Origin of the sequence: Kitasatospora atroaurantiaca, from assembly GCF_007828955.1 — a bacterium.
Taxonomy (GTDB): Bacteria; Actinomycetota; Actinomycetes; order Streptomycetales; family Streptomycetaceae; genus Kitasatospora; species Kitasatospora atroaurantiaca.
Genome location: NZ_VIVR01000001.1, coordinates 2,026,167 through 2,040,637, shown reverse-complemented (window position 1 = coordinate 2,040,637; position 14,471 = coordinate 2,026,167). Strand labels below are relative to the sequence as shown.

The window sequence follows — 14,471 nt, the reverse complement described above, 5'->3', positions numbered from 1 at the left end:
TAGGGCCGGACACAGCGCCGCGTTCATCGGAGGGAAGAACGTGTCGATCGCAGAGATCACAGTCGCGTGGGAGCGCTACGCGCGGGATCGCACCCCACGCCGCGACCGAAACGCGGCCGGCGCGGCCAGCTGGTTCAACTGGACGTCACATCCCGACCACGGACCGGACGAGGCGGTCCTTGGCGACCTGCGCGGCCGGAGCGTGCTCGAGCTCGGCTCGGGCACGGGCTGCAACCTCGCCCACCTCGCCACGCTCGGCGCCCGATGCGTGGGCCTCGACGTTGCCCCCAGCCAGACTGCGAAGGCGATCGCGCGCTGGGGCCACCTACCCGGCCTGGAGTTCACGACCGGTGAAGCAGTCGATACTCTCGCCACCACGCCGGATCTGTTCGACGTGGTGTACTCCGTGTTCGGCGCCGTATGGTTCACGGATCCCGATGTGCTCCTCCCTCTCATGCGGCACGCGCTCGCTCCGGGCGGAGTCATCGCCTTCTCCCACACCGCGCCAGCTGACGCTGCGTCGCCATCACCCGACGCCTGTGTCCGCCGGTATGACCTGGATGGCCGGCAGTGGGTTGACCTGTTGGTCCGGCACGGCTTCGCCCGTGCGGAGTGGGATGTGATCGAGGGGCCTGGCGGGCGCGGGCCGCGGACCCTGCTGGTCCGGGCATTCGCCTGAGAACGGATGTAGCGCCCCCTGCCCGGGGTCGCTGGAGTAAAGGGCATCCCAGTCGGCGAGGGCGGTCTGGACAGCGGGGGCGAGCGGCGGCCACGGCTGGTCGTGGTCAGGCAGCGGCACCGCTGGCCTCCTCGTACCGGATGGTCCCGGGGAACCGGCCCGTGGGCTACGAGCGGCGGCGGGGTTTGCCGCGCTTGGCGCCCTTGGGGCCGCCGGAACCGCTCCGGGGGCTCTTGCCGGCCGACTTGCCGGGTGCGGGCTTCCGCTGTGCGCCGGCCGGCTCGGGGCGCTTGCGCTTCGGCTGCTGCGCCGGGGGCGTCGGCTGGGTCCGTGAGCTGTTGACCGTCCGGCCGCGGACGATGCCGATGAACTGCTCCACCAGTTCGGTGGTCTCGTCCTGCGGCCACGACAGTGCGACGCGCGACTCGGGGGTGTCGGAGACCGGCCGGTAGGTGAGGTCCCGGCGGTGGTGCAGGCGGGCGAGTGACTGGGGGACCACGAGAACTCCGATTCCCGCCGCCACCAGTTCGATGGCGTCCGCCGTCGTGGCGGGGCGCTCGAATGCCGGCCGCCCCGGCGGGCTCTCCCAGTCGAGGGTGTCGTCGAGGGGGTGCAGCACGATCTCGTCGGCGAGATCCTCGGCGGAGACCTCGTCCACCGCCGCCACGACGTGGTCCTTCGGGATCACGACGACCGTCGTCTCGGTGTAGAGCGGGATCGCGCTGAGGTCCGTGCGGTCGACCGGCAGCCGTACGAAACCCGCGTCCGCGCCGCCGTCCCGCAGCACGCCGAACGCCTCGGCGGCGGACACCGGGACGAGGGTCAGCGGGACGTCGGGCAGCCGCTCGTTCCAGATCCGCACCCACTTCGTGGGCGTCACGCCGGGGACATACGCGAGCCGGAACGAAGGGGTTACATCCGAGCCTGTCACCCCGCCAGGTTACCGGTCGTGGTCAGAGGTGGCGCACATGCTCGATACCCTTGGCACCATGACGTCGCACAAGACCCCCCAGACGATGAAGCCCGCTACCGCGGCGAAGAAGCTGGGCGTGTACCTCGAGGCCACCCCCGCTGAGTTCCAGGAGGGTCTCGTCTCGCGCGCGGAGTTGAGTGCGCTGCAGGCCGACCCGCCCGAGTGGCTGCTGGAGCTGCGGCGCAACGGCCCGCACCCCAGGCCCGTCGTCGCGGCGAAGCTGGGCGTCTCCATCGCCGGCCTCGCGCGTGGCGGAGTCACCGAGGCGCTCACCACTGAGCAGATCGACGCGCTGAAGGCGGAGAGCCCCGAGTGGCTGCAGCGGGAGCGCGCCACCCAGGCCGAGGTCCGGAAGGAAACGGTGCGCATCAAGGAGAAGAAGGCGGAGCGGGTCGATCAGCCCCGCCGCCCGCGTTCCTGACCTGCAGCTCCCGACGGTGCCGAGCTCCTCGACGGAGGCATCCCTCGTCAGCGGCCTCGGACGACTTGTCCGAGGCCGTTTGCGTGAGCACGAGGCTGGTGGCGGCCGATGCCGGGCTGGGGGCCACCCGCAGGCGCTGGTGCATCGCCTGGGCACCGGCTGGTAGGGCTGGCAACGCTGCGGACCAGACGTGAGTCAACGGGCGACGTGGGTGGGCTGTGCGACTGGCGCGCTGATGACGAGTAGCCTCACCGGAGACGAGAGGAGCGCCACCATGAGTCAGCCGATGCACGACGGAACCGAGCTCATTCCCCGCCCCGAGAAGACCCCGGCCGCGCTCAAGGCCGCGCTCACCGTCGTCGCCGCAGATCGCCTTCCCGAGATGGTGGAAGGGCAGACCAAGGCCATGGCGGAGGCCATCAAGGTCGGCAGCATCGGCCCCATCCAAGCGTTCCTGACGCACTGGGCCACCGTGGTGGAGATCGAGCGTATGCCGGAGGTGGCGAAGGCATACCATCGCGCGAATTACCTCGCCAACCATGCCGAGACCGTGGAGGAGTGCCGCAGGCACGCCGTCGCCGTCGCCGAGCTCTACCGCAGGGCCTTCGCGGTGGTGAACGGGTGAGCTGGAGTTGGGAGTACATCCCGAGTGAGGAGTACGTCACCAGCGGTGCGCCGGCTGACTTCCTCAAGGCTGTCGAGGAGAAGGCCGGCGAACTCGTCCGAGCCGCTGAGGCACTCTTCCTGGACGGCACCACCTATGAGGGAAGCGGCGAGCCTATGCAGTACATCGATGTTGCCGGAGGCTTCTTCGCGTACTACGTCGTCCCGCGCTTGGAACTCGTATTCATCTGCCAGGTGACGCCGCCGCTGGGACGGTGAGAGTCAGCCCTGACGTAAGCACCAAACCCGATGGCCAGGGCGGAGAAGGCCAGCACTGCCGCGGCCAGGACCTGGCTTGCGGCGGTGATCGGTGCCCGAGCACGGAACAGGCCGACCGCTGCGATACCGGCCACCACGGCGAGTACACCGAGCGCGAGGGCATGGCTGCCCATCGAGGGCGTCGACGCCGACGACTCGTCGTGCGAGGCCCATCCCGCCATGAGTGCCGAGAACCCGACGGCTGCAAGGAAGGCGGTCTCCAGGGCCAGGACCGCGCATGCCCCCAGCAGATCAAGGAACCAGGGGGCCCGTGCCGTGCGCGGCCGGGTGGGAAGAGAAGCCGAAGTCATGTACGTCAGACTCGCTGACCGGGAGCTGCCGACACCTGAGTACGGATACTCAGAACTGCTGCTCCACAACACCAGTTCTGCACACGGCGGTCCGTTTCCCACCCGGCGGCGAGGCCACGGGGGATCAGTCGATGACGTCGCGCGGGGGCTTGCCGTCCAGGTGGTCGGCGACGTTCTGGACGGCGGCCAGGGCGATCCGGATCAGGGTCTCCCGGGTCACCCCGGCGACGTGGGGCGAGAGCACGACGTTCGGCGCACGGAGCAGGCGCAGCCCCGCAGTTGGCGGTTCGGGGTCGAAGACGTCGATGCCCGCTCCGGCGAGGACGCCCGCCTCCAGGGCGTCGGCGAGGGCCTCCTGGTCGATCAGGGCGCCGCGGGCGGTGTTGATGACGAAGGCGGTGGGCTTGAGCAGGGCGAGGCGCTCCGCGTTCAGGAGGTGCCGGGTGCTCTCGGTGAGCGGTGCGTGCAGGGAGATGTAGTCGCTGGTGCGAAGGAGTTCGTCGAGTTCCACCCGTCGGGCGCCGAGGCGCTGCTCGACCTCGGCCGGCGCCGCCTGGGGGCCGGTGTACAGGACGGTCATCTCGAACGCGGCGGCCCGGCGGGCGACTTCCTCTCCGATGTGGCCCAGGCCGACGATGCCCAGGGTCTTGCCGGACAGCTCGGTGATGGACTGCTGGAGCCGGGGCAGTGCCCAGTCGCCCTCGGTGAGTGCGGTGTGGGCGGGGACCAACTGCTTGGCGAGCGCCAGCATCAGGGCGAAGGTCTGCTCGGCGACGTTCTGCTTCTCGGCGCCGCTGGAGCCGATGTTGCAGACCGTCACACCCTGCCGCCGGGCGGCCTCCAGGTCGACGTAGTCGAAGCCGTGGCTCGCGCACTGGACCAGTTCCAGACCGGGTGCGGCGGCGAGGTGCTCGGCGGTGACCGGACCGAGCCCGGTGATGATCACCTGGGCCTCCCGGAGAGCCTGCGGATCCTCCTCGGCGGTCTCCACGACGGTGACCCGGGCCCGCTCCTCGAAGAGGGAGGCGAGCGCCGCGCCGACCGTACGGCCGCCGACGTGGGGGGAGACGACGGCGAGGACGTTCTTCGGGGTCACAGGAGCTCCTGGGGGAGGGCGGCTAGGGCGTCGGGGGTGAGCCGGCCCGGCGAGGTGTGGCCGGACAGGGCGAGGGTGAGGTCGAATTCGGCAAGCAGGGAGCGGATCACGTGCTCGACCCCGGCCTGTCCGTCCAGGCCCAGCCCGTACGCGTACGGGCGGCCGAGCAGGACGGTACGGGCGCCGAGGGCGAGTGCCTTGAAGACGTCGTCGCCGGTCCGGATGCCGCTGTCGAAGAGCACGTCGAGCCGGTCGCCGACCGCCTTGACCACGCCCGGGAGCGCGTCGGCGGCGCCGATCGAGCCGTTGACCTGACGCCCGCCGTGGTTGGAGACCACCACGCCGTCCATGCCCGCGTCGGCCGCACGGCGCGCGTCGTCGGGGTGCAGGATCCCCTTGAGGACGATCGGTCCGTCCCAGTTCTCCCGCAGGAAGGCCAGGTCCTCCCAGGTCTTCCCGGGGTCGGCGAACATCTGGACGAAGTGCAGGACGGCGGCGTTGAGATCCTCGTGCACCGGCTTGGCCAGCCCCGCCTGGAACGCGGGGTCGCTGAAGTAGTTGGCCGTCCCGACGCCGCGCAGGAAGGGGAGGTAGGCCTGGTCGAGGTCGCGGGGCCGCCAGGCCAGCAGGGGGGTGTCCAGGGTGACGAACAGAGCGGTGAATCCTGCGGTCCTGGCGCGCTGCAGGAAGCTCCTTGTGACCTCGCGGTCCTTGGCCCAGTACAGCTGGAACCACCGCTCGCCGTCTCCCATCGCCGCGGCGACCTGCTCCATCGGCGTACTGGAGGCCGAGGAGAGGATGAAGGGGACGCCCTGCGCGGCGGCGGCCCGGGCGGCCGCTGGCTCGGCGTCCGGGTGCATGATCGACAGCACGCCGACCGGGGCCAGCGCGAGCGGAGCCGGCAGCCGGGTGCCCAGCACCTCCACCGAGAGGTCCCGCCGCCGGACGTCGCGCAGCATCTGCGGCACGATCTGCCACCGGTCGAGCGCGGCCCGGTTGGCCCGCTCGGTGCGGCCGTTGCCGGCGCTGCCCGCGACATAGCCGACGGGCCCGGGGCCGAGCCGCCGTTCGGCCGCCTCCTCCAGCCGGGTCAGATCGGTGGGCATCCGGGGGACCGCGCCGGTCATGCCGTTCAGATAGATCTCGTACTGGAAGGCCGCCCAGTCCTTGGCCGCCCAGTCCTTCGCCGGTTCCGTACTCATCGCAGACCACTCCTTCGGGGTACTGCCGCCGATCGTCTGTCCCCCGCATCCTGTCGAGTGTGACAATCGCAGTCCACGGTGCTGCGCACATCGCACCGCTGGATTCATCACCCTGTGACAAAGAGCTGCGAGAGAGACCTGCGACGGAGGCGAGGCGGGCCCGGGATGGGAAGGCGCGAACGCGAGCGGGTCCGGCAGGAACTCGCCGGGGATCCCGGCGTGGTCACGGTCATGGTCGAGGCGGTGCACGCCCAGGTGCCCGCGTACGCCGCGCTGGACGACAGCCGGCTGCCGGAGATCGGGTCCATCGCCGGCTGGGCGCTCGGACGGATCCTGGACTTCTGGGTCACCGACTCCGCCCTGGACGAGGCGGACCTGCGGCGGCTGCGCGGCATCGCCGCCGCCCGCGCCGCCGACGGCCGCCCGCTGCAGGCTGTGCTGCGCGCGTACCGGGTGGCGGCCGCCGCGATCGCCGAGGTGATCGAGGAGTGCCGGGGCAGGCAGGGGGCCGGGCGGCAGCTCGACGGCGCCGACATCTTCGCGCTGACCCGGGTGCTGCTGACCACCCTCGACACCATCTCCGAGGTGATGACCACCGCCTATGCGGCCGCCAGCGAGAGCCTGACCGGGGACCGGGCCAGGGCCTTGCAGAGCCTGCTGGACGACCTGATCGCCGGGCGGCAGGCCTCGGCGGCGGCGCTCGCCGACCGTTCCGGCCGGCTCGGCATCCAACTCCCCGACCCTTACTGCCTGTTGGTCGCCGAACCGAGTACGCAGGAGTCGGCGCCGGAGCTCTCCGCAGCCGAGCTGCTCGAGGCCCTGGCGCCCGCCCGTACCGACGGTGGCGCGACGGCCCTCGCCACCGTCCGGGGGCCGCGCCTCGTCCTGCTGCTGCCCGCGGCCGCCGCCGACCTGGCCCCGGCGGCCCTCCGTGCCCGGGCCCTGCGGGGCTGTGCCATCACCGGCGAGAGCCTCGACCGCATCGCCGCGGCCCACCGCCTCGCGACCGACGCCCTGGACACCGCGCCCGCCCACGCCCACCACCCGGACCGCGTGCTCACCGATGCGGACGCGCACGTCCTCGGCCTGCTCGCCGGTCGCGCCACCCTCACCCCCGACCGGATCGCCCGCATCGTCCTGGGCCCGCTCGCGGACCCGGCCCGGCGACACCTCCTCGACGCTCTCGCCGCCTACCTCGACGCCGGCACCGCCAGCGCCGGCGCCCGGAGCCTGCATCTGCACCCGCAGTCCATGCGCTACCGGCTGCGGCGGGTCCGCGAGCTCACCGGACGCGACCCGAGGGACCCGTGGCAGCGCCTCACCCTCGACATCGCCCGCACGCTCGGCCATCGCCTCGGCCTGCCGGAGAGCTGATCCGGTAACGGCGCGTCAGGTATTCGCGGCCCGCGGTTTCCGCTGATCCGGGACCCTTTCCGGAATTCCACCACGAACGCTCGGACTCCCGCGTCCGGAGGCGTACGACCCCCGCCCGCCCGGGGCCTCCGACCTGGGAGGTTGGCGGGGGACGGGCGTGAACAGCGGTTCCGTCGAATTTGCCCCGGTCCGTCGCGCGATTCCTTGAAGGATCGTCCGGTAGTGGCCGCAGCCCCGGATCGCCAGAGTTGGTCGAGAATTCACGGCCCGAAATCTGCTCTTCGTTCACGGAGCACAACGGCCGTACTTCCCGCACCCCGGTCCTCGGTCCGGCGCGGGCTGCCGCTCCACCCCCACCGGTCCGGATCCCTCTTGACGGGTGCGCGGGCGTCGGCTTACTTTGCTTTCGCATACCAAAACTATTCTTCCGCATCGTGGAATCGCTCGCATACGGCGAATCCTCGGGCGGACGAAGCCCCCGACCATCACGGGCCGACGCAGGAGTACCCCGATGCCTCGAATGACAGCCGCCCGCGCGGCAGTGGAGATCCTCAAGCGCGAAGGTGTTGAGGTTGCGTTCGGCGTGCCGGGCGCAGCGATCAACCCGTTCTACCGGGCCCTCAAGGAGGGTGGCGGCATCAAGCACACGCTGGCCCGCCACGTCGAGGGCGCCTCGCACATGGCGGAGGGCTACACCCGCGCCAAGGCCGGCAACATCGGTGTCTGCATCGGCACCTCCGGCCCGGCCGGCACCGACATGATCACCGGTCTCTACTCGGCGATCGCCGACTCGATCCCGATCCTCTGCATCACGGGCCAGGCACCGGTCTCGAAGCTCCACAAGGAGGACTTCCAGGCCGTCGACATCGCCTCGATCGCCAAGCCGGTCACCAAGAAGGCCACCACCGTGCTGGAGGCCGCGCAGGTCCCGGGCGTCTTCCAGGAGGCCTTCCACCTGATGCGCTCCGGCCGTCCCGGCCCGGTCCTCATCGACCTGCCGATCGACGTCCAGCTGACCGAGATCGAGTTCGACCCCGAGACCTACGAGCCGCTGCCGGTCTACAAGCCGTTCGCGACCCGCGCCCAGATCGAGAAGGCGATCCAGTTCCTGCTGGAGTCCGAGCGCCCGCTGATCGTCTCCGGCGGCGGCATCATCAACGCCGACGCCTCCGACCTGCTGGTCGAGTTCGCCGAGCTGACCGGCGTTCCGGTCATCTCCACCCTGATGGGCTGGGGCACCATCCCGGACGACCACGAGCTGAGCGCCGGCATGGTCGGCGTGCAGACCTCGCACCGCTACGGCAACGCGACCTTCCTGGAGTCGGACTTCGTCCTCGGCATCGGCAACCGCTGGGCCAACCGCCACACCGGTTACAACCTGGAGGCGTACACCAAGGGCCGGAAGTTCGTCCACGTCGACATCGAGCCGACCCAGATCGGCAAGATCTTCGCCCCGGACTTCGGCATCGCCTCCGACGCCAAGGCCGCGCTGGAGCTCCTCATCGAGGTCGCCAAGGAGCTCAAGGCCGAGGGCAAGCTGCCGGACTTCAGCGCCTGGGCCGCCTCCGCCCAGGAGCGCAAGGCAACCCTGCTGCGCCGCACGCACTTCGACAACATCCCGATGAAGCCGCAGCGCGTCTACGAGGAGATGAACAAGGCCTTCGGCCCGGAGACGCGTTACGTCACCACCATCGGCCTCTCCCAGATCGCCGGCGCGCAGATGCTGCACGTCTACAAGCCGCGCCACTGGATCAACTGCGGCCAGGCCGGCCCGCTCGGCTGGACCATCCCGGCCGCGATCGGTGCCGCCACCGCCGACCCGGGGACGCCGATCGTCGCCCTCTCCGGCGACTACGACTTCCAGTTCATGATCGAGGAGCTGGCGGTCGCCGCCCAGCACAAGGTCCCCTACGTCCACGTTCTCGTGAACAACGCCTACCTGGGTCTGATCCGCCAGGCGCAGATCGGCCTGGACATCAACTTCCAGGTCAACCTGGAGTTCGAGAACATCAACACCCCGGAGATCGGCGTCTACGGCGTCGACCACGTCAAGGTCGCGGAGGGTCTGGGCGTCAAGGCCATCCGCGTCACCGACCCGAACGAGCTGGGTGCCGCCTTCGAGGAGGCCAAGAAGCTCGCCGCCGAGTTCCAGGTCCCGGTCGTCGTCGAGGCCATCCTGGAGCGCATCACCAACATCTCGATGAGCAAGACGGTCGACATGAGCAACGTCACCGAGTTCGAGGAGCTCGCGACCGAGCCGGGCCACGCCCCGACCGCGATCAAGGCTCTCAAGGTCTGATCGGCCGAGCGCCGGCTGTGGCCCGGTAGCGCTTCAGGCGCTACCGGGCCACAGTCCGTCAGGGGGTCAGTCCACGGAGGCGGCCAGGTGCGGATCCGTGAGGATCCAGCGGAACTGGATGTCCGGCTCGTCCCGGCGCTCGAGGACCTTGCCGTCGACCAGCTTCAGCAGTTGGGCGTAGAGCGCGTCCCCGAGTGGGTTGGCCGACCAGAACACGTACTTGAACTCCCGGACGCCCGCGTCCTTCGGGAAGATCCCGAGCGCCTGGCCGAGCGCGAGCTGGGCGACGTCGACGTCGGCCCAGTCCTCGAGTGCGATACGCAGTTCCATCCGCCTGATCCTTCCAGTCGCCGGGCCGGGGGACCACTCAATTCGGGTTGTCCGCGTGGGTGAGGGTCTCCCAGGCGGTGAAGAGGTTGTTGGCGCCAGCCGGGCGTTGCTGTTCGGTCAGCCTCTGGGTGTTGTCCATGCCGTAACCGAGGCGGTGGTGAAGGGCGTTGAAGCCCACCTCGGTGACCGGGCCGAGACCCTTGTGCAGCGCTCCGCCGCAGAGCCAGGACGGGACGGCCGCGCCCAGCTCGTACGTGGCCTGGAGGCCCAGTGCGTGACGCAGCCGGTCGGCGACCTCCGGGTAGAGGTCCTGGCCCTGGATCCGGCTGGTCTCCGCCACGTGCGAGATCGCCGAGAGGCCGTAGCCGGTGTGGGTGAAGTCCCGGCAGGTCTCCTGGGTGAGGCCGTCGACGAAAGTGCTCTGGCCCTGCCAGTAGTTGACGATCTCGGCGCGGGTGTCGAGCCCGCTGCCGGGCGCGGTCCTCGGCAGGGCGCCGTCCGAGGCGAGGTAGATGTACGCGGGCACCCGGCCGCGGAACTTGGTCACCGCCTTGTCGTAGACCGTACGGTCGTCGAGGAAGACCGCGATGCCGATGGTGGCCTCGGTCATGCTCAGCTCCCAGTTGCCGTTGCTGTTGGAGCCGTTGACCACCTTCGGGAGGTAGACGTTGCGCAGCATCGTGCCGAAGCGGTTGACCTTGTCGCTGGGCCAGCCGGTGTAGGTGTAGCGGATGATCTCGGCGGCGCGCGGCCAGCTGGAGGCCGACCAGGCGGTCTGCAACGGGCCGTTGCTGTTGGTGTGGTCGGTGATGGTGGCGGACCAGGCGTCCATGATCTGGATCGCCTTGGCGGCGTAGCGGCTGTCCCGGGTGACGTACCACTCCAGTGCCAAGGTGTACGCGGCCAGTGCGTCCTCACGCTCGTCGGTGCAGCCGTAGTTGGGGTTGGAGTACGAGCCGCACTCGACCACCGCCCGTGGCTTGGGCGTTCGGCTGAGCGAGGCGTACTTGCTCGCGTGCATCTGGTCGTAGGCAGCCTTCCAGGGCTGCGCCCCGGCCTGGACCTTTGCCCGGACCAAGTCGAGTTGGGCGCGGCTGACCAGGACTCCCGGATGGGTGAAGGCGGTCGGTGCGGTCAGAGCGGCCTGGGCGGTGGGCACGGCCGTGAGGCCGGAGGTGAGGAGGGCGAGGAGTCCGGTCAGGGCCGGCAGGCGCCAGGTGCGGCGGTTCATGGGATCCTTCCGCTCGTGGTCAGGAGGGCAGGGCCCACTGTTGGTTGGGGCTTCCCGCGCAGTCCCAGATCTGCAGCCGGGTGCCGTTGGCCGAGCTGGGCCCGGTGGCGTCGAGGCAGCGGCCGGATGCCGGGTTGACCAGGGTGCCGCCGCTGCCGGGCTGCCACTTCTGGGCGCCGGTGCCGTTGCAGTCCCAGAGCTGGGTCGGGGTGCCGTTGGCGGTGCCCGCGCTGGTGACATCCAGGCACTTGCCGAGCGCCTGCAGCGAACCGTCCGCCGCCACCGTCCAGTTCTGGGCAGCCGTGCCGTTGCAGTCGTACAGCTGGATCGCCGTGCCGTTGGCGGTGCCGGCGGCCGCGACGTCGACGCACTTGCCGCCGTAACCGGTGATCCGGCCGGTCGGGCGTCCGGAGGAGCCGCCGGTGAGGGTGTTGAAGGTGCGGGAGAACTGGTACGGGCTCTGCGAGGTGCCGCTGCAGCTGCTGGAGAGGGTGCCGTTGCTCGCACACGCCTTGTCGCGGCCCAGTGCCCAGAACGCGAGCAGTTGGATGCCCTTGCTCGCCGCGAAGTTGGTCAGGGTGGTGGCGTTGGCGGTGGTGAAGACCTCGTTGGTGGAGTCGTTGACCCCGATCATCGGGGTGTTGCCCTCCATCGCCCAGAGCTGCTGGGAGGTCCGGCCCGTCCAGATCTGGCCGAGCTGGGTGTGCAGGGCGTTGGCGGCGTCGATCGCGGCCTGGCCCATGTCGAGGTTCGGGCCGTAGTCCATCGTCATGATGTTGACGGCCCCGACGTCCAGCCCGCGGCTCTTGGCGTTGTTCAGCAGGCTCAGGGAGTTGGACTCCAGGCCGGTGGGGTTGACCGGCAGGGTGTAGTGGACGGCGAGGCTGCGGCCGGCCGCCGCGTAGTCCTGCTGGAGCGAGGCCAGCGCCTGGTTGCGGCGGTCGTTGGCGGCGGTGTCGTTCAGGGCACCGCCCTCGATGTCCAGGTCGATGCTGGTGAGGTTGAGGGTGTCGACCACTCGCTTGTACTGGGCCTTGAGGGTGCTCACCGAGCCGCAGGCCTGGGCGAGTTCGGTGCCCGCGGCGCCGCCGAAGGAGGCGATCACGTCGCCGCCTGCGCTGCGCAGGCTGTTGACGGCCGACTGCCAACCAGCGTCCGAGATCGGTGTGTTGCCGTTGAAGGTGGCGTTGCAGCTGCCGTCGGCGATGACGAAGGCGAGGGTGAAGTACTTCAGCCCGGTGGCGGCGCGCGCGTCGGCCATGGCCGAGGGGGAGTTCCAGGTCTCGACGTAGGGCGCGGCGTAGTGGGCGGGGAAGCCGGGGCCGGGGTTGGCGGCGGCGGAGGCCTGTGGGGCTGTGGCGAGCAGTGCGCCCGAGGCGAGGGCCAGGGATGCGGCGAGGGCCGCCGCGTGGGGGAGGCGGGGCATGGGTGTCCTCCTGAAGGAACCGGCGTGGGGGTGAGAGGGCCCGCTCGGCAACGGAGTCAACCGGAGTTGTCGACGAGGAGTCAAGCGTTTGGTCTAAACCTTTCGAGCCTGTCATTCCGTCAACTTCCGAAATCTGTCTTGGCGACCCATAGGCCTGCGCCTTCATGAGTTGATGATGCCGTGACTTTCTTCAAGCCTTGACGGAACTCTCTTCCGGGAGTTGAATCTCACCGCGCCGCAGACCAACGGCCTTTCAGCGCCGCCTGTTTCGCGCGCATCCCCCACCCGAGGCAGATCCGAAAGGCGGAGCCGCCATGTCCTGGCCCCCACCTGCCCAGAGTCGCCCGCCCCTTCGACGGTTCGCCGCAGCCCTGCTCTCCGGCACGCTCGCCGCCACCGGCCTGCTGGCCGCCGCGCCCGCCGCCCACGCGGCCGGCGAACCGGTGGCCGTCTGGCTCACCACCACCGACGACGCCGGCGGACGCCATGTGACGCGTGGTCTGCAGCAGCAGGCGTCCGTCGCGTTCACCGCCGGTACGGGCGGCAGCGGCCAGCAGATCACCGTGGACGAGAACACCCGCTACCAGCAGTTCACCGGCGGCGGCGCCTCCTTCACCGACACCGCCGCCTGGCTGCTGAACAGCAGCGGCGCCCTGTCGGCGGCCACCCGGGACGCGACCATGAGCAAGCTGTTCTCGCCGACCGACGGCATCGGCCTCTCCTTCGTCCGTAACCCGATGGGCTCCTCCGACCTGGCGCGCTACGGCTACACGTACGACGACCTGCCCGCCGGCCAGACCGACCCGGGCCAGGCCGCCTTCTCGATGGCGCACGACCTCGCGGACGTCCTGCCGCTCACCCGGCAGGCCAGGCAGCTCAACCCCGGCCTGACCACGATGGCCAGCCCCTGGACGGCACCCGCCTGGATGAAGGACAGCGGCAGCCTCAACGGCGGCTGGCTGAAGGCGGAGGACTACGGCGCGTACGCGCAGTACTTCGTGAAGTACCTTCAGGCATACCAGGCGCAGGGCGTACCGGTGAACTACGTGACCGTGCAGAACGAGCCGACCTGTTGCGCCGGGTACCCCTCGATGAGCTGGAACGGCTCCGGGCTGGCGTACTTCACCAAGAACAACCTGCTGCCGGCCCTCGCCGGTGCCGGCCTATCCACCAAGGTGCTCGCGCTGGACTGGAACTGGGACCAGTACGCCGGCTACGCCGCTCCCGTGGTGGACGACCCGGCCATCCGCGACCACCCCAACTTCGGCGGTGTGGCCTGGCACGGCTACGGCGGCGACGTCTCGGCGCAGACCACCGTGCACAACCAGTACCCGGGCCTGGACGCCTTCGACACCGAGCACTCCGGCGGCACCTGGATCGGCAACCAGCAGCAGGAGGACATGCGCAACATCATCGACTACACCCGGAACTGGGGTAAGTCGGTGACCAAGTGGAGCCTCGCGGTGGACCAGAACATGGGCCCGCACTACGGCGGTTGCGGCACCTGCACCGGTCTGGTCACGGTGCACAACGGGGACAGTCGCTCGGGCCAGGTGGACTTCACCGTCGAGTACTACACGATGGGCCACCTCACCAAGTTCGTGCGGCCGGGTGCGTACCGGATCGACTCCACGGCCAACTCTTCGGTGCCGAACGTCGCCTGGCGTAACCCGGACGGTTCGAAGGCGCTGATCGCCTACAACGACACCGGCAGCGCGCAGACCGTCCGGGTCAACTGGGGCGGCCAGAACTTCGGTTACAGCCTGCCGCCGAAGACCTCGGCGACCTTCACCTGGAGCGGTGGCCAGGGTTCGGGCGCCACGGGCCGGATCACCGGGCTCGCGGGCAAGTGCCTTGACGTGGCGGGTGCGAACAGCGCCAACGGCACCGCCGTCCAGCTCTACGACTGCAACGGCACCGGCGCCCAGAACTGGACGCTGGGCACCGACGGCACGGTGCGCGCGCTCGGCAAGTGCCTCGACGTCGCGGCCGCCGGTACCGCCGACGGCACCAAGGTGCAGCTCTACGACTGCAACGGGACGGGTGCCCAGCAGTGGTCCTACAGCGCGAGCTCGCACGATCTGGTGAACCCGGCGGCCGGCCGGTGCCTGGACGTCACCGGGAACAACTCCGCCAACGGGACGCCGACCCAGATCTGGACGTGCACCGGCGGTGCCAACCAGAAGTGGACCGCGCCCACCGCCTGAG

14 protein-coding genes are annotated in these 14,471 nt (G+C 70.2%); 7 read left to right on the top strand and 7 right to left on the bottom strand.

Annotated features, from left to right (window positions below; genetic code table 11):
- Nucleotides 1-40 precede the first annotated feature (40 nt).
- Nucleotides 41-679, top strand: a complete 639-nt coding sequence (locus FB465_RS09170) for a class I SAM-dependent methyltransferase (protein ID WP_145789326.1) — start codon at nt 41-43, stop codon at nt 677-679.
- Between the two features lie 166 nt (nt 680-845).
- Here FB465_RS09170 and FB465_RS09165 read toward each other — a convergent pair whose 3' ends face one another.
- Nucleotides 846-1,610: a LysR family substrate-binding domain-containing protein gene (locus FB465_RS09165; RefSeq protein ID WP_145789324.1), complete on the bottom strand. Its 765-nt coding sequence runs from the start codon at nt 1,608-1,610 to the stop codon at nt 846-848.
- Nucleotides 1,611-1,668: 58 nt separating this feature from the next.
- On the opposite strand from FB465_RS09165, the gene FB465_RS09160 reads away from it, so the two are divergent.
- The 3 genes from FB465_RS09160 (at nt 1,669) to FB465_RS09150 (ending at nt 2,955) form a co-directional block, all read left to right on the top strand.
- On the top strand, nt 1,669-2,073 hold the full coding sequence (locus FB465_RS09160; RefSeq protein WP_145789322.1) for a DUF5997 family protein: 405 nt from the start codon (nt 1,669-1,671) through the stop codon (nt 2,071-2,073).
- A gap of 274 nt (nt 2,074-2,347) precedes the next feature.
- Nucleotides 2,348-2,698 (top strand): hypothetical protein, encoded by a 351-nt coding sequence (locus FB465_RS09155; protein ID WP_246192585.1) that lies wholly within the window; start codon nt 2,348-2,350, stop codon nt 2,696-2,698.
- Nucleotides 2,695-2,955 carry a hypothetical protein gene (locus FB465_RS09150; RefSeq protein ID WP_145789320.1) on the top strand — a complete coding sequence of 87 codons (261 nt, stop codon included), beginning with the start codon at nt 2,695-2,697 and terminating at the stop codon, nt 2,953-2,955. The genes FB465_RS09155 and FB465_RS09150 overlap by 4 nt, the downstream gene beginning before the upstream one ends.
- On the opposite strand, the gene FB465_RS37890 is transcribed toward FB465_RS09150, so the two are convergent.
- The 3 genes from FB465_RS37890 to FB465_RS09140 all read right to left on the bottom strand — a co-directional run bounded on the left by FB465_RS37890 (nt 2,892) and on the right by FB465_RS09140 (nt 5,603).
- On the bottom strand, nt 2,892-3,305 hold the full coding sequence (locus tag FB465_RS37890; protein WP_425461154.1) for a DUF6234 family protein: 414 nt from the start codon (nt 3,303-3,305) through the stop codon (nt 2,892-2,894). The two genes, FB465_RS09150 and FB465_RS37890, sit on opposite strands and share 64 nt — an antisense overlap.
- A 124-nt stretch (nt 3,306-3,429) precedes the next feature.
- Nucleotides 3,430-4,401, bottom strand: coding sequence for a 2-hydroxyacid dehydrogenase (locus FB465_RS09145; RefSeq protein WP_145789318.1), 972 nt, complete (start codon nt 4,399-4,401; stop codon nt 3,430-3,432).
- The gene (locus FB465_RS09140; protein ID WP_145789316.1) at nt 4,398-5,603 is read right to left on the bottom strand and encodes a lactate 2-monooxygenase; all 1,206 of its coding nucleotides are present in this window, start codon (nt 5,601-5,603) and stop codon (nt 4,398-4,400) included. The genes FB465_RS09145 and FB465_RS09140 overlap by 4 nt, the downstream gene beginning before the upstream one ends.
- 165 nt (nt 5,604-5,768) lie before the next feature.
- Between FB465_RS09140 and FB465_RS09135 the strand changes: the two genes are divergently transcribed.
- On the top strand, nt 5,769-6,977 hold the full coding sequence (locus FB465_RS09135) for a PucR family transcriptional regulator (RefSeq protein WP_145789314.1): 1,209 nt from the start codon (nt 5,769-5,771) through the stop codon (nt 6,975-6,977).
- A 511-nt stretch (nt 6,978-7,488) separates the two neighbouring features.
- On the top strand, nt 7,489-9,276 hold the full coding sequence (gene gcl, locus FB465_RS09130) for a glyoxylate carboligase (protein WP_145789313.1): 1,788 nt from the start codon (nt 7,489-7,491) through the stop codon (nt 9,274-9,276).
- 66 nt (nt 9,277-9,342) lie between these two features.
- Here gcl and FB465_RS09125 read toward each other — a convergent pair whose 3' ends face one another.
- The 3 genes from FB465_RS09125 to FB465_RS09115 are packed head-to-tail and all read right to left on the bottom strand — an operon-like array spanning nt 9,343 to nt 12,263.
- Nucleotides 9,343-9,606: a hypothetical protein gene (locus tag FB465_RS09125; protein ID WP_145789311.1), complete on the bottom strand. Its 264-nt coding sequence runs from the start codon at nt 9,604-9,606 to the stop codon at nt 9,343-9,345.
- A gap of 37 nt (nt 9,607-9,643) precedes the next feature.
- Nucleotides 9,644-10,837: an alginate lyase family protein gene (locus FB465_RS09120; RefSeq protein WP_145789310.1), complete on the bottom strand. Its 1,194-nt coding sequence runs from the start codon at nt 10,835-10,837 to the stop codon at nt 9,644-9,646.
- Between the two features lie 19 nt (nt 10,838-10,856).
- The gene (locus FB465_RS09115; protein ID WP_145789308.1) at nt 10,857-12,263 is read right to left on the bottom strand and encodes a chitinase; all 1,407 of its coding nucleotides are present in this window, start codon (nt 12,261-12,263) and stop codon (nt 10,857-10,859) included.
- Nucleotides 12,264-12,577: 314 nt separating this feature from the next.
- Here FB465_RS09115 and FB465_RS09110 point away from each other — a divergent pair, with 314 nt between their 5' ends.
- Nucleotides 12,578-14,470 (top strand): ricin-type beta-trefoil lectin domain protein, encoded by a 1,893-nt coding sequence (locus tag FB465_RS09110; protein WP_145789306.1) that lies wholly within the window; start codon nt 12,578-12,580, stop codon nt 14,468-14,470.
- Nucleotide 14,471 lies beyond the last annotated feature (1 nt).